Raw genomic sequence first — 21,793 nt, forward strand, 5'->3', positions numbered from 1 at the left:
TCTCTCTACGAATATTAATTTTAAATTTATAAAAATCAATAAGTTATTGCTCTGGCACACACATCCGAACACTTTTTAACCAAAACAGATTAAGCTTAGATTTTCAGCATTTATGGTCGTAACGAATTATCGAATAACGGTTCTAAGTCGTAAAAAGCAGCGCAATAATTTCATCAGATAACACGAAATATCAATTGCTGGAGATATCTTATGTTGGATGATAAATGGCTCGCACTATCGCACTTTACCCCTGGTGGAGAGCAGGCAGAATTGTTTGTAAACAAGCTACAGCAACAGACATCATGGAGTAGCGATGTTTGTGATCAGGCCATCTATGAATATAAACGCTTTATCTATCTTACGACGGTCTCTGAATCTGTATTGACGCCGTCTACGATTGTAGATCAGGTATGGCATTTACATTTAACTTTTAGCCATTGTTATTGGGAGGAGTTATGCACGAATATACTGGGCTTTAGACTACACCATAATCCATCACCACCATCGGAGCGGGAAACCATTGATAATCAATACCAGTATACGCTAAAGCTATATCGTCAATACTTTCAAGAACCACATCCTGAAGCATACTGGCCGACAACAACAAATAAACCAATAACAACTGATAAAGAGTTACAACCTAAGACAAATTACTGGTTAATCTTATGCGCTACGCTCGCTCTTTCCACCTTTACAATAACAGCGTTGGCTTCTCCTTATGAAGTACGCACAGAGTCGGCATTTGTATTTTGGGTGTCTTTAATTTTTATAGGAGGATTGATTATTTTGAAATTAGTTAAAAATTCGGCTAATAGTAATAGAAACGACAACAAAAAAGATGGGGGAACAGGAGGCTGCGGTGGTTGTGGAAGTAGTTGTGGTGGCTGCGGCGGGTAAAGACCGCAGCAACTAAAATAATTACAAACAACATAGATATCTGCAAGGAGGTTGGTATAACCATAGTTTTTCCGCCTAAAGCCACCCCAAGGCGCTTATCACAACATAATGACGTTAAAAAATCTCGGCATGTTAAAAGTTTTTATTGTAATAAAGATCCCATTCGCTATATTTCTTTTAGCCTTTGTTAGTAACAGCGTTAACGCACAATCGCTTATTTCTATTCCTTTACGTTTTCATATAGTAAAAGATTTAACTATGAAAAGTAACGGAGCAGATATGAAAAGCTGGGTGAGCAGTGAGGACTTGAAAAATACAGTTCTGCCAGAAGTAAATAATATATGGCTGCCAGCAGGAATAGAGTTTGAATTAGAGAATATTTTTCATAGTAAAACACTCAACCTCGATAACAAAAATTACCTTATTACGCAAATAGTAAAATCTCAGAGAGATGATAAAGGGAGATCTGACCCAAAGCGTATTAGTCATCTCAACAAACTTATCAATTGGGCTAATCACAACAAGAATGTCATTAATATTTACCTAGTGCCTTACTTAGGGAAAACATCTCAAGGAAATGCTAACAGAAAATATAAACGAATTTTTGTTGGCCAATGGACAGATAAACCATCTAAAGGCAAAAAGCCACCTCAAAGATTTCAGTTAGTAGAGAGCAGACCCTATAAAATTGGTTCTCTAAGTAGAACGATAAGTCATGAAATAGGACATATATTAGGTTTGAAACATCCAAACAAAACGCAGCAAAAACTTTTTAACTTGTTGATGGGGGGTAAAAATCCTGGCTATAAATTAACGAAGAAAGAAATTATAAAAGCACGTAAAAAAGCGGCCAAGATAGAACAAAACTATAATTATTAACCTACCTATAATTATTAACACTTATTATCTCATAATTACAATATTCAGGTTTTTTATATTTACCTATCTACATAATACTTTTTAATCAGTAATTCCTTAGTTATTTTACTCTAACAATATTGCTGCTATATAAATTAGTTCTATGCACGCTTAGTCAATAACAACTGCATTCTAAACAAATTATTATTCTGCCAGATATCTATCATTGGGTCGTGCGATGAGATTTATAGCTAGACGCTTTTGCGTCAGTAATTTTGTATCGATACTAGAGCCTCCTAAAAATATCATCGTAAAAAACTTACATAAATATTTACGGTACATAATATGTTCATATTTAAACGATTCTTTGAAAGACATCAAAAAATAATAGCGGCGCCTTTAGTTAGCGGCGCATTAATACTTTGTTCAAATGCATATGCAATACCTGAAATCCCCATATGCCCAGAGCCCCTAGATAATGATAGCTTAAATTCACGTATTCCCATTGATGACTGTAACGATAACCTTTTCCCTGGAATACCTTCTAGAATAACGGTTCCATCCTCTAATTCTAGTGGCAGTTTCTCTGTAACCTGGTCACGGCCTAGTGGCTTCGCATCTCGTTATGAATTGTATCAAAACCAAGTAGGGAATAGTCTGTGGTCACGTATTTATAGCGGCAGCGCATTATCTCGTTCAGTAACTGCATCCGATGGTACATATCGCTATCGCGTTCGCGCTTGTAATTCTTATGGCTGTGGCGGTTATCGTCTTAGCTCTAATATTTCTGTCGCTGTACGTCCAGGCACACCTAGTGAGATAGAATATGCAGGTTATACGAATAGTGGAAACGTTGACATAGACTGGAGAACTTCCACTACTTCAGGAGTAACGCACTACCTGGACCAAAGTAAAAATAATGGTTCATGGACAAATGTATATTCAGGTAGTGCAAGGTCGCGAAATGTCAGCCTTGATAACGGCAATTATCGTTTTAGGGTTCGCTCATGTAATAGTAACGGCTGTAGCAGTTACCGTTATGGCGATAGGATGGTAGCGAACAAACCTGAAACGATAGATCTCTATGCGCAATACCCATTTCTAGTTTCAGATGATGCCGAAAACGAACAATATGCGCAAACAGCAAAAACGTTTAGAGGCGAATATAAATATCGTACATCTGCAGGCAGACGAGGAAGTGTTAGTACCCGCAATCCGAATGCAAGAACAGGTGATGATCCTGAAGATAATTTTAATCTTGGACAGGGCTTCGATCGACTAAACAGTGCTCTTGCAGAAGCCTGTCTAAACTTCAATCACGATGATTATCGTGTTTTTAAGGCTCCTTCAAGTAAACAGGATGTTAAAAAAGTAACGTTTATAAGAAATACTTCCGATCTTTTTAAAAGTTTAGATATTTCAGATGCAGCATCAGTTGATCTTACTACCGAGGATGTCTCAGCTAATATCAGTAGCGAATCACGAAGATTATTAGAAAGCCTCACGGGTAATCATAGTGAAGTATTTGTTGCCAGAGTTGTTGAAAACCGTGAAACATGGTCGGTGACAACACAAAATGATCCAATAAAAAGATACTTTGTAGATAATATGTTGTCTCGCAGGGACAGTAATGGTCGTAACGCTTTCCGTCAACGATGTGGTGATCAATACATTGGCAGTACGGATCTCGGTGCAAAGCTTTATCTCGTATTTTCCTATGATAGTAAGAGTTTTGCTACAAATCAGGTATCAGAAAATAATACCAACATAGAAGTAGGAATACAGAGTATATTAGATGGTGCGTATTCAAGCAGTCAGGTTCAGCAATTTAGAGCCTTACTACAATCCGTTAACATGAGCGTCGAAGCATATACACTTGGTGGACCAGAAAATATCGAAACAGGGATTACTATCAACAATTTTAATACTAAAATTCAAGAGTTTGTTAATGGTACTAACGAGAGTAATTATCGTGCACTAGCATTGCAATATCGTAATTATCCACATCCTACATCACTGCTTGATTACAATTACTACGATATCTTCAATCGATTTTTACCCGATATGTCCAAAGTGAGACGTTGGAACTTCTTGGATGCCGAGCGCAGACAACGTTGTAAAACTCTTGAGACCTATGAAGATATCGGCGGTAGTAAAATAGATATTAGCCATTGTGACACAATGGGTGTCGAACTTAAAATAGCAAAAGATTACTGTGCAACGTCTGTTGACCGCATCAATTGTGAAGACCCAGCTACCTATTTCACCGCAGGTATTTCCAATCCAAGCATGCCAGGCGTATTACCTTCACCTGTAAATCTTTATCATGAGCTAGGAAATAAGATCGACTACCTACGAGCAACCTCTGAAACAGGTTCACACAATGATAGTGTTACCGGCGGAGCTTGGAATAAAAAATGTATCGAAACAGATAAATACACCTGCTTGACTAATGCTTCATGTTTTGAAGATACGTTCCAAGGATATGACCAAGGTCTTAATCGTGGCTTTGGCCTTGATATTAAAGACTATCATTCACCAGGTAGTGGTGGTAGCGGAATAGGTAATAACTCTATTAAAAGGCAAAATGGTAGAACGTGTGTCAATACCTATATTAAAGCTTGTACCAAGCGTATAGGTGGAAGTAAAGCACGCATTAGATTCGATCATGAAGTCTTTGGCCGATGCCCAGAGCAGAAAGCCTTCTCTTTCACAGGTGGTTAACTTGTAAGGTTATTTACTGAAAAAAAGCCCAGTCATTCAACTGGGCTTTTATTATCAATATCTTATAAAATAAGTTTTATAGAAATTCGTCAAAGAATTCCTTCACACCACGGGGATTAATACCTATGATATAACAAAATTCGGGAGTATCAGAAAAGTCCATACCTCCACGACCTATATGAACATTATCAAAACGTCCAAATTGACCATTGAATTGATTGGCCATATCACGAGCTTCCTGCCACATTGCGCCTGACTCCACATCTGAAGTTGCCCTACCCCAGTATTGGGTAGCAAAAGTTCTAAATCCTGATGACCCATTACCTTCTATGTTGCCATCTGGTATTTTTCTATAATCGGTATTTGATTTAACAAAATTAAAATCTTTTTGATTGGATTTTTTTTCATTGGTAGTACTATGTTGAACTACATGAATCTTTGCTTTGGTGTTTATGTTCTTCGCTTGGTTTTTTATAGCACGTAGCACATCTGCACTAAAATCGGACTCACCACCCTCAGCAATCCATATATCACCACCATTTCTCAATGTCCTGAGCGATTTATTAACAACCGTATTGAGAGCATTATTCCTTTTTGTATGAGCATTTGACCAATTGTTGGAAAATGCCAAATTCATAAGGCGGTTCATATTAGGAAAAGAACTTGGTCTCTTTGAATAGGTACCTACTACAGCATGAAAATTCACTCCCTGTAAACGTGCATCTTGCAACATAGTTCCAGCTCCAGCGATACCGTGAGCATCATCAAGGTCGTTATCTAAATCGAAATGTAACAATAATAAATCTGTATTTTTATTGAAGAAACCAAGTTTATTGTTACCAGAGTTACTACCTGATTTTTTGACATCAAAATAATTAAAGTTTACTGACCCAGAGGTAAAGGTGACTCTTAATGTGTGCTTACCTGAATTCAATTGTACATTTTTAACACTAACATCGTCCCATTTTTGCCAGCCTTTACCCGGCGCAACTATATTATCGACGCTGTTACCATCTATAGAAAAGTTAAGATTTTTATTCTTATCTTGCGACGCTAAACGAAAATCGAAGTCATATTTACCACCTTGGTTAACTTGAACATCATACTCCAACCACTCTCCTGCAGCAGTCCACCCAATATTACATCCACCGCCCTTGGGGTCAGAAGTTGTTTGTTGGTCTACCGGGCCAGAACCACAGTTGCCTCTATGTTCATTAGAAGAATCGAAATAACGAATAAAGTCTTCCGCTTCTATCAGTGCTGGTATTAATAGAGAATTAGAGTCTGTACCACTATCTGTATTACAGGGCAAAGAACCACACATGCATATACTCTTGTCAGATCGGCTATCTTTGCAATCTGTCGCCCGCTCCCCAAAATCAAGTTTACATTGCAAAGTCGTATCACACTGATCTTGAGCTAACGCTCCCTGATTTAAAAAAATCGTTGAAAAGAAAACGAAATTTAAAAGAAAAGCTTTTTTAGTAACTTTCATTTTTATCTCTCTTGGTTAGTTTTAGATTAACATTTTGATAAGAAAATAAAGACACTCTCTACACCTCACCCCAAATATGCGATCTACTATATTTGTAATATTTAATGATTATAACCATCAAAAATTAAGAGAGTTATTACAAAGACAAAAAAATGTGATTTATATCTTTTTTGTTTTTTTAAGCCTTATTGGTTTAAAAAAACAAAATATTTTTAATTAAAAATTGGTCTACTATATATTTCATAGCTTTGTGTAACCAGGAAACATTGAGTTATTCACTAACAATAATATTGATTATATTATTTTAAATTTATTAAAAATTTAAAAACCTATACTTTTATATTGATATAAATCAAAAAAACGCAGTGGGTAGTATTTAAAATTTAAACGCCTTTGACATATTTAAAATCATATTTTTATTTTATGATAATCAAATGTAAACGTTTAACCAAAAATTTTAAATCACTATAGAGTACCAATTGTCTGACCAATATAAATTTAACAAATCTCTTTTTATTTTTACTTGCAATCAGGTTTCGTCTAGGAATACTAGATTGAACAACAAATTAACAGTAGTTAATTGCTCAAAATAAATTGTTAATCTATTAATAAATTAAATTTAATTTATTATTCTTGTTAAATCTAGGGAGTGATAAAACATAAGAAAGCAAGTCAAACGTATCTTACTTAATACCATAGCCATCATAGCAACCCATAATAAACTAAAACTATCCTGACTTTTTTTCTTACATTTTATTGGTGTTTTTAGGCATCTTGTACTAAAAAGACTGACCAGAAATACAAAGTTTTTATTGGTTTCAGCCTCAGGTTTAAAGTGCTTGCACTTAGAGATACAGTCACAGAAGATGCCGCTTGAAAAGGTAAACGCTAAAAGTAGCCAGTAATTAAAATACATATTGCAGTGATAGCGAATTATAAGTCTTGGCGGTAAAAGCACACTGTCGCTAAAAACAACGGAAGACAGTCATCAAATCGCTGTGAGAAAATTAAATCTATCAGGAAATCAGTACAGCTTGCTTCGGTCTTGTGTTTCCTTAAAAGTTAAAAAAAAACGTGTACCTAGGTGTCCGTAAAAATGTTGACGCATGGCCATCCAGTTCATATTCTCGATATCTACAGATTAGACAGGGTAACCCCTGCTTGTGGCAAAAAAAGAGCGCTTTTAGCGTCTGTTTCTTGGAAAGTGTCCCTGCATTTTCAGCATACTCTACCTCTGTATACGCTTCCTTCTTAAAAAGCGAGACGCTTACAGTGGTTCAGCGTGCAGTAAAAAAACTGGGAGCACCTCTTATTTAATTGATTTCAATACTGCAAGTAACTGGAGATTTTAATGATTCAGCAAAGTACTGGTAAAGACAAGTCTAACAAGGCGGTTGATGTCATCGTGTTACAGTTATTGCTTAACGATATTGCTATATATAAAAAGGCACCATCTGAAGGTGCAAAACCAGAAACTCCGGCAAGTTATACGTTAGACAGCACTGCTGGAGGGAAAAAACTCGAAAAACTGAAAGTAGATGGTAAATCCATTACTGAGCTTGTTACTAGAATCACAGCCTACCAAAGCGCTAAGTCAATGGCTATTGTAGATGGCTGGGTGGGCCCCAGAGGCAATACTATTAAAGCAATACTGGCCGATGCTAAAGTCGCGACAAACGGCAGTAGAATGGCGTATATTCGCAAGAAGCTAGTGAGCCCTTGTGGCGTAAGTTCGCTCAAGGTTGAGGTTTGCTTGGCTTTGTATGAAAAACAATACGGCTCCATGGCTGCCAATAATAAAGATGGGTTGCGCTATATTTTAACGACTGCTAGCAGCGATAGCGATCTGACAAGCCTGCCTGAGTTTGCCTATATGTTGGCCACAACCAAACATGAAACCGCTCATACTTTCCGTGGCATCGAAGAGTACGGTAAGGGAGCTAGCAGACCCTATGGCAAAGAAATTAAAGTAGTAGATCCCAAAACGAAGAAAACCTATAAAAATAAGTATTATGGACGGGGCTATGTGCAACTGACTTGGGGCTATAATTACCAGCGTTTGGATGAAAAGCTCGGCAATGGGATATACCCTAACAAGAATAAAACCAAGGCTATCGATTACAACAAAGGGTTTACAGTATCCCAACCGACCAAAAGTATTTATTTAAACCCAGCTAAGGCGCTGGATAAGGAAAATGCTTATGTCGGCTTGGTTTGGGCCATGCAAAAGGGGATATACACCTCAAAGAAAATTGGCGACTATGTCAATAAGACCAAAATTGACTATGTCAACGCTCGACGGGTTATCAATGGCACAGATAAGGCAGCAAAAATTGCAGGGTATGCAGAAAACTTTGAAATTATTATGTTAACTAGTACACAATAACTATCGGATGTAGCGGAGTTTTAGATCGTATGAATTACTCTTTATTTGGCGCCATAACTATAGCTCTAGTCACAGCGTGCTGCAGCGCTGGTGAAGCAGTGAAATCGCCGCGACAGACTGAAAGCAATGATAACAACGGTTTGGATCTACTTAAAAACTACGATCGCGACCTTTGGAGTGGGCCAGATGGCTGGGATCAGCAGCAGTGGTCGTGGAAGCGTAAGCTGCGCTGGGATAAAGCTTGCGATTATGTGGCTGACATAGAAACATACCCACTACAAAACAACACACAACTTGTACAAGTTATGTGCGTACCTGGAGCATATCAACCCACTTATTACCTTTTTACCTACGATGCAGCAACTAAAACAGCCAAACAATTACTGCTGGGAGATACTGCCAATACGGACAACTCCAAAGAGGTAGTGGGAAATATCAGCTTTACAGTGGAGAATCTGCGTTTAGCAATACATTCACTATCGCGGGGGGTTGGAGATTGTGGTTCTTACCGGGTATATCAAATGGCCGATGCAGTAACCCCACCGAGATTAATTGAAAAACGTGAGCAGGCTTGTAGTGAATCGCCTCTACCGGAGAACCCACCGGCTGAATTATTCGACCCAAAGCGTTGGCCATTGGTAAAATAGATTTACTTTATGGCTGCAACTTATACATCTAGTCTTTGGTAACGAAAACAGGTAATGGCACATTTATAATAAAGATATCAATTATATTTGAAAAATCGCCTTACCTGTTTATGTTTTAACTAATAGATAAAATTCCCAATTAAAAGTCAAAAACAATTATTAAAAACAGCCTGCCTTAGTAGTAATTCTTGCAAATAAGCTTTTGAAATAAGTGTCACTATTTTTTTGAAAAGCGGAAAAACATAAAAACAACATAAAATTGTTATAAAAAATTTATAAAACGCTTTTCTCCTTACAGAAAAAAATAAGCGACATTAGTCAACAATAGCGCCCCTAAAAATCAACGATTATCACAATCATGATAATTTAAAGGACATTAATACTAGTGAGAGATTTAATTTAAATATTTGTCAATATAAGTAAAAATTTGCCGAGATTTTTTCAGCATTGACGCATATATATTTAGGTGGAACTATTAACTTTCTCATAAAGAGAAACACTATATTCAAAGAGTCATTAGAATAGGTAAAATAATGAAAATACTAGTTCGTTTTATTATTAGTTTGTTTTTTTATACGCAATGCATTGTTCAGCAGATATTGAATTCACTTGTAACGTGAGCGACTCAGATACGAGAGTTGTTCTTTTTGATGATGGAGTTAATCGAGAAAATTTACAGAAAACATATACAGTTGCACTCTATGACGTAATTGATTTTCAAACATTTAGAAAAGTTAGCGAGGTAAATAATTGTACTGCCAGAGTCAGCAATAGATCTTCTAGTGGTTCTATTAGTGCTGATGTAAGTTGTGGCGATAGTGTTCAATTAGAATACTTTTTTAGACGTGCAGGGGGTTGCGGACCAAGAGGCTGTAGAAGCCCAAGAATTGAAACTCTTGAAGGATTTTTTAACGAGACTATATTTCCAGGAACGTGCAATTAATAACTTCTAAAAAATAGTTTTGCAAATATAACCGATTCGATCTTCTCCATCACCTGTGCTATACCGCTCGCGCAAGTGATGGAGAGTGCCTTTATTCTTTGACAATGTTGACCTTTTTTTCTTGGAGGGAAATCATATCATGAGAATGGTAGTTTTTTTGACGAACGTTAAAACTCTCGGTGGAATCATGATTCTTTCCTCCTGGAATTTGATCTATTGCTCGTCCCATAATATCAACAATTTTTTGTAATAATTTATGAACGACAGTTGCTGAAAAGCCACCCAAAAGAGCAATAGTCGGCTTACCAAACTCCTGCATAGGGCCATCGGCCAAATAACTATCGGGTATCATTTCAACTAAAATTAACCCAGACATTAATCCTAAAATTACTCGAACCCAATAAGAAGCATTATATTTCGGGTCATAAGTACCTTTGGTAACATATTCCATCGCTTGGAAGAGCCCCGAGAAAATACTACCAAGACCAGCACACGCCAATAAGAAACCCTGACTTTTTAACTGGGCGCTCCCCTCTGAATGTAAAATACTCAAATTAACATTAATAACATTCACTTCAGAAAACTGCCCTAAGCTATATAACATACATAGAAAAAACACCGCAATTAACACTAACTGGCGGATTAATGGTACTGGCCCTAAAAAAATAAATAATGATCGGCGCCGCTGTTCTCTGTAAATAAGTGCAACCGTTCTCGGCTTGGCAGGCCTAATAATTTGTTTTAGTACACCGTGAATGTGAACGAGATTTCCAATATTTTCTTTATAGCAATTGAAATTATCTTGTGAAGTTTTTTGGTTATGAGTATCTTTTGATTTTATATTTTTTTGATGCATACCATAAAGTACATCGCAGTATTTCATTACGATATTTTCGGGAACATCAAAGCCATTAGTCAGAGCCCATATCATCATCGATTTTATTTCGATGAGAAGATGGCATAATAAATCTAATTGATGACGTTGGTAAAAATCATTTGGATACTTCTCCTTCATCAAAACGCCTCTACATACCCACTATTTTTTATTAAATTTACTCACATAACTATTAACCTGCATATCTAATAATGGCTTACCTTAAAAAAAGCATACGGTTGTTATCACTTTTCTTTATCTTTCTTTACTATAAAAGATTATAAAATTAATTTTCTAATAATAATTTAAATATGAGTAACACTTAATTTTTACCTAGATCTAATAACCTGCTACTGCTGCAAGGGTTTTTTGTATCTATATTAATAGGTATTCCTCATCATTAATCCCGTGTTTACCATTTTTTTACCAGAGAAAATAGACTTAGAATTTATTATTTACTTAAATTGTGTAGTTACTTAAGATGTCAAAACAATAAACACTTATTCATTTTTCTATACAAATACAATTAATTATGACTCATCGGTCAAATTTAAGAAAAAGTGAGTACTCATTTTAATACCACATTAAGAATATGGTAAAAAATACTAGGGAGAAAAAACTGAAAAAGAATACAGACAATAAACTGTCGTGGTTTACAATTGAAATCTGCATGCTCGCCCGTAGCACCTTTTAAATATGCTACGTTCATTCCCTTAATCTTTTAGAATCGATATATTATGCCGAGATCTTATTTCTTGATTCCCCCTCAGCCATTTTGGATAGGTATGAAAAGTGGCATCCTGAATCGCTTTATTCAGCTCAAGCATATGCTGTTTATACTCATAAGCTTTTTCTTTGCGTTATCGAGTTTGGCATCGATAAATACAACGACACCAAAAAGCACTTCTGCACCGAGCATCCTCGATGATCTGCGCGGATTTGAATCATTCTCAATAATGGATATTCAAGGTACAGAAACATTTTCACCTCTCACAGGCTACATCGTCGCCACCCGTGGGGTAATCACCCATATACTAGAAAATGGTACCGGTTATTGGATTCAAGATCCTAAGGGCGATAATAATCCGTCAAGCTCTGATGGTTTAATGATCATGCAAACGCCAGATACATCTCTTGATCATAACGTTCAAGATTTACGGGTTGGCGATCTTATTCACGTTATTGGAAAAGTGCAGGAAGTACAGCGTGGCATTACCTTACCTCACACAGTACTTACGGACATCAAACATCTTAAAGTGCTCAAGCATAAGCAGAAATTACCCAAACCTATTCGCTTAACAAAGCTGCCGAACCAAAATATCTCAGAAGCTGTCGATTTTTGGGAGCCGTTAGAAGGCATGCGCGTTACGATTAAAAATGCCTCGGTAATTTCTGCTACAGAACGCTCTGGTCAATTTGCTGTGCTAACACAAGAAAATGCACGTACAGATTCTGGCTTTTCTCGAAATACAAATGTAGTACATACTCGGCTATTGGAAAATGGAGCAGTGGACTACAACCCAGAAGTTATTCTGGTTGGGGGAGATAAAAGACAAAAACCAACGATTGTCCGCCCCGGTGATACAATTAAACATATTACGGGGATCGTCAATTTTTCACACGGTAATTATCGTCTTTACCCGACTGAAATTTCTGTTAAAACACTCCCTTGGCCAAAAGTCCCAGTGAGTCAACGTAGCGCTGAAAAAGGAGACACTCGTATTACCAATGTGAATTTTCGTGACTTTTTTGATGAGGTAGATAATCCTGAGCGCTTCGATGAAAATTTTGATCCCGGTTCCGGCCGTATGGGCACCCCATCGAAAGAAGAAGTCGAAAATCGCATTCAAAAATTTACACTTGCCTTTATTCAAGAACTTGAACTACCAGATCTTATTGTCGGGCAAGAATTTGAATCACAAGCTTTGCTACAGCGAGTAGCCGATCGCGTCAACCAACAGGCCGGCACACGTTACCGCGCCATATCCATGGAAACCAGCGACCGACGCGGCCTCGAAGTGGGATTTATTTATGATGAAGCGCGGGTCGAACTCATAAAATATGAACAAATGGCAGGCAAAGAAATAGAATCGGCCTTTGGCTATTCCAGCCCATTTCGAACTCGGGAGCCTTTATTAGGCGTTTTTCGATTCGCAGACAATACTCCACCTGTTACTGTGATTGCCTGCAAACTTAAAAGTAAGCGCATGGATGGACCTCTACTCAATCTTAACGGAGTTCACCAGCGTATAACTGAATCACAACGACAAATTCAAGCCCGCGCTATTCGCGCATACGTCGACAGCCTTTTCGAAAAAAATAACAAAGCACAGATAATGATCGCCGGAGATCTAGGGGATTTGCCATTTGCCGAACCCGGCGAACAAGAACATGTAGTGGGAATTCTTGCGGACGGAGGCAAGCAAATCAGCCTCCAAAACTTACTTGAAAAAGAATCGCCAGAGGAAGCTTTTACTTGGGTATATAATGGCACCAGTCAAGCTCTATCGCATATGCTGGCAAGCCCTGCATTAGTCGAGCGCCTAGCAGGCTTCGATATTTTGCATTTTAATTCCCTCTTCCCAGATTTCGACTCCCCTCGCTTTGACCCCAACACCCCCATTCGAGCTACCGATCGCGATCCGTTGGAAAGCCGTTTTTACTTCCGAAACAAAAACGTTGCACATATTAAAAATAAATCGAAATCCTCAAATATTGCCGAAGTACAATCAAAATAAAATAAGTAATCTTCGAGTACTAGAATTTCAATATTACCAAGGATGGTATATTTATTTTATTCACACTACCGCTTGTCATTTGATTTTTTTTGATAAATCAAGGTCTACATAATCTACGCCGACATTCACACCAAAGATTTTTTGTGCAAAAAACCTAAATAGGTTGATAAAAGAGAACATAAAGAATATAAAAGCTGCGCCAACCACAAACACTACTATTAATAGTATAAGTATGCCTGTTTCCTCTATACTTGCATCATAGGAATCGCCAAGTATAAACCTTAAAAGATCTTCAAGATTTTCATTGAATATAAACGTGTAGATAAGAATAACACTCAAATCTAATAAAAGCGTTCTCGTTTTAGGTAGCTTAACTTTCATAAAGTAACTAATGAATACCTATTAGTAGCGTATCACCCAAATTAAAATATAAGTAAATATAGTATTCATTTATTTTTTATCAAAAGATAAAAATAAATAGCAAAAAAATGCAGAGAAATAAAAACAAGGATAAAACCAAAGTCGTACAACATCCTTGCCGCTTTTATTTTCCGCTCATATGGAACAACAACACTATCATTTATAGCAATTTGCCATGGCTCAAAACCATTAAAAGTATAAAAAACATCCTTTTCATACCATACTGTAACCTTTGTTCCTTTTTTTTAAATTACGAACTTTAGTATTTTCTTTATGTGTAAGACTGGCAATATTGAAGAGTATCTTTTCTTCTCCAGAATTTATAATAACCTGAGCACCTACCCCACCCTTTTTTAACTGTCTACTTAAGACAACCCCATCAACTTTTTTTAAAGTATCAAAATCAGGGATCGGTAAAACCAAAAAAGCAAAAGCAAAAAAGCTAAGTACAAAAAATAAAACTACGCTTTTTAAGCAAAATGATTGCTTTAGCCTTTGCATATAATTTCTCATTTTGAACGAACCATTGTCAGCACATATTGCAGCATTAATAAGGCACAACTCAAAAAATCAATAAGTAATCTTGGGTAAAAATTAATATATTATTTGTTTTTCTTTCCTTTTTTTTCGGATAAATCGACTTCCACATAATCCTCACCTGCATCTATTCCAAATACTTTTTTAGCAATAAAACGGAAAAATTTAATTGTTAAAATAAGAGATATGACACAAACGAAAATATATACAATAGAAAGAATAACTATATAAATCATATCTTCATCAGACGGTATAACATCAGCCCTATCGCCAAGCGAAAATCTCGCAATATCCTCCGCATTAAAATAAAAAACAGCAACAAAAACAGACATTGAAAAAAAGTCTAGTAGTAAATTTCGAGATTTAGGTAACTTAATTTTCATATAAATTTATTTTGTTCGTGTTTTATCTATAGCTTGGTTCGTTGTCGCTCCTGTTGACCCGCCAATAAGTTCAGCGCCAGCTTTTACAGCCCCTTCTGGCGCAGCTATGGTTGTAGGAGCCCTATAGCCCACGGGTTTAAAAACCTTGCTACTTAAACTTTTGATTGCCGCACCAGTACCATGTGAACCAGCATCACTTAATGTTTTACTTGCTGCATTAGCAATAGGAGCGGCGACCTTAGCCCCGACTCCCGCCCCAATAGCATTGCCTCCTGCCGCAGCCAACACACTTCCAGAGTTACTTACTTCACCAGATTCTATTAACTGATTAGCAATCTCTCCCGTCCCGCCCGCAGCAAAACCAGCTCCGGTAACATTGGCAGCAGTTCTTACTGCCCCCAGTTCTGCAGCTACAGCAGCACCAGCACCATAAGTAGTCGCTGCACCAACTACTGCACCAATAGCCGCAGCTTTAACCACTCCTCCTAGAATTTGAGTCGTAGTTTTTCCATTGAAATCACTGGTAACAGCATAAGCTACAGCGTTAACCACACCACCTACAATAGCACCAATCGCTACAGCAGGTAGAGCAAACTCTCCATCAGGATCGATACTATTAACCGGGTCATTATAAGTATAACCATAGCGATTAAAATGCCGTTCCCTCCCTTGCACAAACCCAACCGGATCATTCGACAAAAACCGTCCAACCACAGGGTCATAATACCGCGCTTGCATATAGTTTAGGCCTGTGCCGCTGTCTTTTATATGCCCTGTATAGCCTGCTAAGTCATCATTGGCGGCAGGGCTGTTAATTTCTTCGCCATAGGGCGTATATTGTTCGCGCCATATCACATTACCATTTTCATCGCTGCCACTTTGGGCGCTGCCTAGGTGATCCGGGTGGAGGTAGGTAATAATATTATTACTGATTCGTGCGAGGCTGCCGTTGGGGCCGCTCACATAATTGGTTTTTTGGTTGTCACTAACGGCATCGATATGAACGAGTGCGCCGGATTGATCGTAAATGTTATAAATGGTTTTTCCGTTGACGACAGATTTTACCCGCTTTAAATTACCGTCATAGATGTAGTTTCCGTTTACACTGTTGCTGATATTTGTCGGCTGATTTGGCAGGTCAAAAATAATTGTGACGCCGCCACCAATCATAATGAATTAACAAGACACTCATAACAGCTTATCGACCGAACTTAGAAAAAAGTGGGTGTCTTGTTTATTGTCTCGTTTATTGTTGTTTAAGTGAGAGCAGGGCTAAGTTTATTGAGTGCAAACTGTTCGGTGACATCTTCATAGTCCAAATCGGGGGAGGTTTACTCTGACTACTTGATTGATCGTTTACCTATCCAGTTGATAAACGGCTATCATAGTTGCACCTTTCTGAACGGGAACAGGCCAATTGCACTTGGTGGCTAATAGGCTCAGAATATAGGCTATGGGTGTACAGAAGCCTAAAAGTAAACGTCTTTTCTTTTTTAACACCCCCATTTTTTTTAAAAAGAAAATCAACCAAAAAAGTGGCTTCTCCCATATTTCAAGGTTTGGTTGATGGAGAGAGATTAATGTTAATGACAGTTCTTCACCTAGGCGTTTCAGCGCTTCCTCATTCCATAAACTCAAATGATGAGGAGGAATATTAAGAGGAAAAAGCGGAAAATCTTGAAGGTAGGAATCTTCGTAGGGAACGCCGACGATTAGCCGCCCGCCTTTTTTAAGGCCAGAGAGCGCTCTTGCGAGAAAGTCCTTAGGCTGTTCTAAATGCTCCACAAATTGGAATAAAACTAAGGCATCGTAGTAAGATGGATGTCGATCAATATGCTCATGAACATCTTCAGATAAAATCTCCTTACCAGAATGTGAATAGTCCAAGCCTTGATAATAAGCATCCTCTAGATAAGACTTAAAATATCCAGGCCCACAACCGATATCCAAGACCTTAGCGCCAGCCTCAATATAACCGGCAGCATAGTGATACTCCTCTTTTATAGCAGGATAATACCAATCTTTTTTTTGCAATTGTTGGTATAACTCCTGCTGTGCCGATACATGGGGCGAGAAAAAACCTAAGCGGCAATCCCCGCAACGATAAAGGGAGAGGGTTCCAATGTCTTTAAAATATGGGGCGACATCTATTTGAAGAAAAAGCTGATAGAGAAAGGCAATCCAATCAACTGAGTTTTTTTCAACTAAGTTGACATGTGACGAATTGCAGACGGGGCAACAAATCTTTTTCATGAATCTGACAGCTGAATATTCTTAATAAAAGCAACACCTCTCTTTTTACTATCTTCAGAATCTGCAGATAGTGCTAGAAAACGAATCTTGGGCATAGGAAAACCAAAAGCCTCTTGAAAATCTTGCTTTAAATTACGTTTCTCTATCTGCCATAGCCCCAAGGACTCCTCTTGAGTTTTTAAGGCAATCATCTTACCAAAACCTCGAATATGAGGGTTATCAAAGAATTCTTGATCCGAAGCAGTTCCTCCCCAGACGTAAGTCAAAATACGCCCTTGTAAGGGAACACCGACGAAACTTCGGGCAATTTTAGCTTTTGTTCGCATCCACCAACTATCGTATTTAGGATTGGATTCAAACCAAATATAGATCGCGATAGGACGATCATCTCCCCGTTTCTTTTTTAATGTTTTGCTAGGCAAACCATCTTCAACTTTCCATTCCCAAGAAAGTACATTCCCCATACGCTCCTCAGCGTTAACCTCACGATAAATTAACGCGTTGCTAGCAGGAGAAACAATTTTAATGCCATTATCTTCAGTGATAGAGAATTCACTAGCAGGAACCTTCTTTTTTGTTAGGATTTTCCATCCATTTTTTTCAAGTTCGGAACCCAAGAAGGCCGCTAAATTTTGGCTTAATAGGAAGATAGCTAAGCAGAAACACAGTTTTTTCATTTTTTATCACGTTAATTAATAGGCTAAATTACCATCTTTAACAGGTAAAGCATTGGTTGCGCGTGGCCCTCATGCTCATTTTTAATTCGAGGCTGCCCATTATTTCCCGGCTGCTTTCCTTCTTTTAAATCTCCTACACCAGATATTATTAATAACTGGTGTTATAATTTCAAATCTGCACAGGCAGAAATAGCGCGAATAACGCTTTTTGCACTGTCTTTGGAGTAGCCTCCACCGCCGAGCATAACCGTTGGAATTGAGCGCTGGTGAAGTGCTTGCAGTGTGAGCTTTTCTCTTGCGGCCACATCATCAATCGTTAAACATAGCCCACCGAGTTTATCCGTTAATAAAGTATCCGTGCCCGCGACCACAAAGGCCAGACGATAATCATCGTCTAGTTTTTGCAATGCCTCGCTGTAGCTTTGCAAATATATTTGTCCCTCTGTACCTGGCCTAAGAGGGACGGCAATGTCAACACGGTCGCGTGTATAGCCAGATGCTGGATAAATACCGGCATTATAAATGTCCAAAATCGTCACCTGCTTATTTTCCATAAAGGTGTAGGCATTACCATTGCCATGGTGAGCGTCGGTATCAATAATCAGTATCTTGTCATCTTCTGCCAACACGCCATTGTTAACTAATTTCTGGTGACAGATACCAATATCATTATAAATACAAAACCCTTCCATATTTTGTTGCACGGCATGGTGGTAGCCACCCGATATATTCCAATAGATGCCGCCCTCACTTAATGCTTTTTGTGCACCGAGTATTGTTCCAGCCACACCCCAACGCATCGGCTGAAGTATCTTGCGATCTAGAAAGGAAAAAGAGATAAAAGGAATACGAGGGACTTCTAGGGCTCTAAAGATGAATACAGAATCCCTTACTTTTTTTCGCATAATACTGGAAAAAAAGCCATCAATTAACTCCATGCTGGCAGATTCGGGAGGCTCAATAAAATTAACTCTGCTATTGGACTTTAAGCCTTGGTGGATCGCTTTAAACTTCATTCCGTCAAAAGGATGTAAGTAATTTAATAGCCCAAGGTTGATATTATAATTTGTGCTGTAGATAACATTCATACTATTGCCCACCCTGCGATGCCAGTCCTCTAGGGGCTGTTCATGCTCCATACCCCGCCATTCCCTGAATAGATTTCTGCATTACAATATATACACACTGCCACCATAGCTACCAAGTTTACAAAAAACAAACTGAAACGCCCATCCAAGCCATATATTGGCTTGAGTTTTTCTATCAATTTTTTACCTGTACGCCTTCATCAAATTGATTTGCGTAGTTATTACCTAAATCTGTTGTAAAAAATACACCTTTTAATCCGGCTTTTTCAATGGCATTTTTTATGTTCTCGTTACATTGTAAAGTCATACAGGCATTGTACATAGATCGGAATACAGCCCACCTCTCTACTTTATTTTCATGAAAAGCCATATGCTCTAAATCACCCCATTCATTTTTACGGCTTAGTTGAGTATCCAATGCATCTGCATTTTCAGCCACTTGTAAAGGAATGAAAAAATAGGCTTCGCCTAACTCATAGCTCAACGTTATAAATTCACCGTCATTTTCCAGCAATGAATGTAAACATTGATAAGCTTTGGCATTTAGGAATAAACGCCCTTGCACATCGGCTATATCCGGAATAGGTTTATCTTTATATTCTTTAGCAATTCCCGGAAAGCTGACGCGTACAGGTTCTTGAAACACATCTTTAAATGAACGGGGTTCATGATTAATATCAATACGTTTTTCGATGGCTTCGCCGATTTCTCCGACCAATATATCAAGGTGATCTGAATCCCATACCATAGGGCGGTGCTGATTATCGGATGCCAGAGTATAAAGCATTTTATCGTCCTGTTTTGGGCATAACATTAGGCGGGACATTACCAGATTGAAGTAAAACACGCACTATTCGCAGAGCATTAATAAGTTGTTCAGGGGTTTTAATCGTTAGGTAGTTTATGCGTCTATTAAGCCAGTTGTAGTATTCAGTATGGTGGATACGACAATGTGGTACAGCGTGGCGAAGATAGTTAGGCATATATTTACGGTCATCCCAATCTTTCGGCAGCCAGCACCCATTAAAAGGATCATCAATTCTCATTAATAACCATGCCATGATTGCACGCAAAATAACCGATCCTTCATGAGCACCAGAAATCAAAGCATGGCAATCACACCGGGAAGATGGGCGAGGGTCACCCGCTGCTGTCATATTCCGCGCTAAACGACTTGATCTATGATGTTCTCCGATTAAGTCTTTACGGCTCATATTTATAGCTTCGGCGCGGTAGCGATCTAGCCGATCATACAAGCCGCCAATGGTTTTAAGGCGCATAAAATCGGCAATTGAGGGCTTATCTTTCTTAACAAAGTCAGCAATAAGCCAATCAACTTTGGCCTGAGGAAACTTAATATCAGGAAACATTCGGCGATCCTTGTATGTGGGGTAAGGCATAAAAACGAATTAGCTGCTTTTGCTACCTCTGATGCTATCAAAGAAGTACCCGCCATTATTGTAATTGCCCGCCTCAATATCGATTTTGGTTTTCTAATAGATTATCTGTGAGTTATTTCGCAAAACATCTGCTTAGGCCTTACAAGCACTCTAATAGAGTTAACAAAATAACGGAAAACCCACCGATATGTTAAGCAATAGTAATCATAATACCCACAATCAATATTTAATATGACAGCTTTGGCTCCTAATATTGTGCGATAACTATATGCATACAAGTGGAGTTCATTATGAAAGAGGTTATGTTATTGGGCGCTGGCAAAATTGGCGCGATTATTACTGAATTGTTGTCGTCGTGCGGTGATTACCATGTCACAGTTGTCGATCTTAACGAACAAAACCTTTCTCGTTTACCTAAGCGTGATAATGTCCAAGTCAAGCGCATTGATGTCACTGATAAAGAAGCCTTATTGAAAGCGATGCGTGGCCAGTTTGCTGTTCTAAGTGCGATGCCTTACCAAGTAACACGTAATGTGGCGATGGCGGCAGCGGAAGCTGAGGTGCACTATTTGGATTTAACCGAGGATGTGGAAACCACCAATATCGTTAAAGATCTGGCGAAAAATAGTAAGAAGGCATTTATTCCTCAATGTGGCTTAGCGCCTGGGTTTATTACTATCGCCGCTTACGAGTTAGCAAAGAAATTCGATTCTCTGCAAAACGTGCATATGCGCGTAGGTGCTCTTCCTAAATACCCATCTAATGCTCTGAAGTACAATTTAACGTGGTCAACCGATGGGTTGATTAATGAATACTGCAATCCTTGTGAAGCGATTGTTGAAGGAGAGTTAACGAAGGTGCCTGCACTAGAGGAACTGGAGGAGTTCTCTCTCGACGGTGTGGATTATGAGGCATTTAATACCTCTGGTGGTCTCGGTACTTTGTGTGAAACATTAAATGACAAGGTATGTAATCTTAATTATCGTACAGTGCGCTATCCGGGTCATCGCGACATTATGAAGATGTTGCTCCACGATCTACGCTTAAAAGATCGTCAAGATCTACTAAAAGAGATTATGGAAGAAGCCCTGCCAATTACTTTTCAGGATGTTGTTTTAGTATTCGTCAATGTTAGTGGCAAGAAAGACGGTATGCTGGTGCAGGAGTCCTATGTAAATAAAGTATATAGTCGAGAAATTAACGGCAAGCTGTGGAGTGCAATCCAGATCACCACGGCTTCTGGTATTTGTACGGTATTAGATTTATTAGCTCAAGGTAAACTTGCTGATAAAGGCTTTATCAAACAAGAAGACATCTTGTTCGATGACTTTATTAACAATCGCTTCGGACAATACTATGCCGAGCAAATAGCTAAATAATATAGCTGGACAACACCGAAAAGTTAAAAAGAAAAGTTAATTTGCTAACTATAGCTGAATGACTATAAAACGGCATAAAGAAGAGAGATGAAAG

General features: G+C 38.2%; 19 protein-coding genes. 8 read left to right on the forward strand and 11 right to left on the reverse strand.

Going from position 1 to position 21,793, the window contains the following annotated elements:
• Positions 1-210: 210 nt before the first annotated feature.
• The 3 genes from BVC89_RS23850 (at position 211) to BVC89_RS23860 (ending at position 4,479) form a co-directional block, all read left to right on the forward strand.
• Positions 211-897: a glycine-rich domain-containing protein gene (locus BVC89_RS23850; protein ID WP_086933613.1), complete on the forward strand. Its 687-nt coding sequence runs from the start codon at positions 211-213 to the stop codon at positions 895-897.
• Between the two features lie 108 nt (positions 898-1,005).
• Positions 1,006-1,776 (forward strand): hypothetical protein, encoded by a 771-nt coding sequence (locus BVC89_RS23855; RefSeq protein WP_086933614.1) that lies wholly within the window; start codon positions 1,006-1,008, stop codon positions 1,774-1,776.
• Positions 1,777-2,100: 324 nt separating this feature from the next.
• Entirely contained in the window at positions 2,101-4,479 is a 2,379-nt protein-coding gene (locus BVC89_RS23860; protein WP_086933615.1) for a phage tail protein, read from the forward strand.
• A gap of 76 nt (positions 4,480-4,555) precedes the next feature.
• On the opposite strand, the gene BVC89_RS23865 is transcribed toward BVC89_RS23860, so the two are convergent.
• A complete protein-coding gene (locus BVC89_RS23865; protein WP_086933616.1) occupies positions 4,556-5,974 on the reverse strand; it encodes a carbohydrate-binding protein in 1,419 nt (472 codons plus the stop codon).
• Between the two features lie 1,351 nt (positions 5,975-7,325).
• Here BVC89_RS23865 and BVC89_RS23870 point away from each other — a divergent pair.
• From BVC89_RS23870 to BVC89_RS29960, 3 genes are all read left to right on the forward strand, one after another.
• Positions 7,326-8,360, forward strand: a complete 1,035-nt coding sequence (locus tag BVC89_RS23870; protein ID WP_086933617.1) for a hypothetical protein — start codon at positions 7,326-7,328, stop codon at positions 8,358-8,360.
• A 29-nt stretch (positions 8,361-8,389) separates the two neighbouring features.
• Entirely contained in the window at positions 8,390-9,007 is a 618-nt protein-coding gene (locus BVC89_RS23875) for a DUF1176 domain-containing protein (RefSeq protein WP_086933618.1), read from the forward strand.
• Positions 9,008-9,623: 616 nt separating this feature from the next.
• A complete protein-coding gene (locus BVC89_RS29960) occupies positions 9,624-9,950 on the forward strand; it encodes a hypothetical protein (protein WP_158658096.1) in 327 nt (108 codons plus the stop codon).
• Between the two features lie 91 nt (positions 9,951-10,041).
• Here the strand turns inward: BVC89_RS29960 and BVC89_RS23880 are convergent, their stop codons facing one another.
• Positions 10,042-10,965, reverse strand: a complete 924-nt coding sequence (locus tag BVC89_RS23880) for a hypothetical protein (RefSeq protein ID WP_086933619.1) — start codon at positions 10,963-10,965, stop codon at positions 10,042-10,044.
• Between the two features lie 644 nt (positions 10,966-11,609).
• On the opposite strand from BVC89_RS23880, the gene BVC89_RS23885 reads away from it, so the two are divergent.
• Complete coding sequence (locus BVC89_RS23885) at positions 11,610-13,562, forward strand: endonuclease/exonuclease/phosphatase family protein (RefSeq protein ID WP_086933620.1); 1,953 nt, start codon at positions 11,610-11,612, stop codon at positions 13,560-13,562.
• Positions 13,563-13,637: 75 nt separating this feature from the next.
• On the opposite strand, the gene BVC89_RS23890 is transcribed toward BVC89_RS23885, so the two are convergent.
• The 9 genes from BVC89_RS23890 to BVC89_RS23930 all read right to left on the reverse strand — a co-directional run bounded on the left by BVC89_RS23890 (position 13,638) and on the right by BVC89_RS23930 (position 20,290).
• A complete protein-coding gene (locus tag BVC89_RS23890) occupies positions 13,638-13,943 on the reverse strand; it encodes a hypothetical protein (protein ID WP_086933621.1) in 306 nt (101 codons plus the stop codon).
• Positions 13,944-14,195: 252 nt separating this feature from the next.
• Complete coding sequence (locus BVC89_RS23895) at positions 14,196-14,495, reverse strand: hypothetical protein (RefSeq protein ID WP_086933622.1); 300 nt, start codon at positions 14,493-14,495, stop codon at positions 14,196-14,198.
• A gap of 89 nt (positions 14,496-14,584) precedes the next feature.
• Positions 14,585-14,902: a hypothetical protein gene (locus BVC89_RS23900; RefSeq protein WP_086933623.1), complete on the reverse strand. Its 318-nt coding sequence runs from the start codon at positions 14,900-14,902 to the stop codon at positions 14,585-14,587.
• A 6-nt stretch (positions 14,903-14,908) separates the two neighbouring features.
• Positions 14,909-16,072: an RHS repeat-associated core domain-containing protein gene (locus BVC89_RS23905; RefSeq protein WP_086933624.1), complete on the reverse strand. Its 1,164-nt coding sequence runs from the start codon at positions 16,070-16,072 to the stop codon at positions 14,909-14,911.
• 186 nt (positions 16,073-16,258) lie between these two features.
• Complete coding sequence (locus tag BVC89_RS23910; protein ID WP_086933625.1) at positions 16,259-17,155, reverse strand: class I SAM-dependent methyltransferase; 897 nt, start codon at positions 17,153-17,155, stop codon at positions 16,259-16,261.
• A complete protein-coding gene (locus BVC89_RS23915; protein ID WP_086933626.1) occupies positions 17,152-17,832 on the reverse strand; it encodes a DUF3047 domain-containing protein in 681 nt (226 codons plus the stop codon). Before BVC89_RS23915 ends, BVC89_RS23910 begins: the two co-directional genes overlap by 4 nt.
• A 161-nt stretch (positions 17,833-17,993) precedes the next feature.
• Entirely contained in the window at positions 17,994-18,971 is a 978-nt protein-coding gene (locus tag BVC89_RS23920; protein WP_216825036.1) for a histone deacetylase family protein, read from the reverse strand.
• A gap of 124 nt (positions 18,972-19,095) precedes the next feature.
• Positions 19,096-19,707 carry a hypothetical protein gene (locus tag BVC89_RS23925; protein WP_086933627.1) on the reverse strand — a complete coding sequence of 204 codons (612 nt, stop codon included), beginning with the start codon at positions 19,705-19,707 and terminating at the stop codon, positions 19,096-19,098.
• A gap of 1 nt (position 19,708) precedes the next feature.
• On the reverse strand, positions 19,709-20,290 hold the full coding sequence (locus BVC89_RS23930) for an AHH domain-containing protein (RefSeq protein WP_158658097.1): 582 nt from the start codon (positions 20,288-20,290) through the stop codon (positions 19,709-19,711).
• Between the two features lie 320 nt (positions 20,291-20,610).
• On the opposite strand from BVC89_RS23930, the gene BVC89_RS23935 reads away from it, so the two are divergent.
• Positions 20,611-21,699 carry a saccharopine dehydrogenase family protein gene (locus tag BVC89_RS23935; RefSeq protein WP_086933629.1) on the forward strand — a complete coding sequence of 363 codons (1,089 nt, stop codon included), beginning with the start codon at positions 20,611-20,613 and terminating at the stop codon, positions 21,697-21,699.
• Positions 21,700-21,793 lie beyond the last annotated feature (94 nt).

Origin of the sequence: Agarilytica rhodophyticola (assembly GCF_002157225.2) — a bacterium.
Taxonomy (GTDB): Bacteria; Pseudomonadota; Gammaproteobacteria; order Pseudomonadales; family Cellvibrionaceae; genus Agarilytica; species Agarilytica rhodophyticola.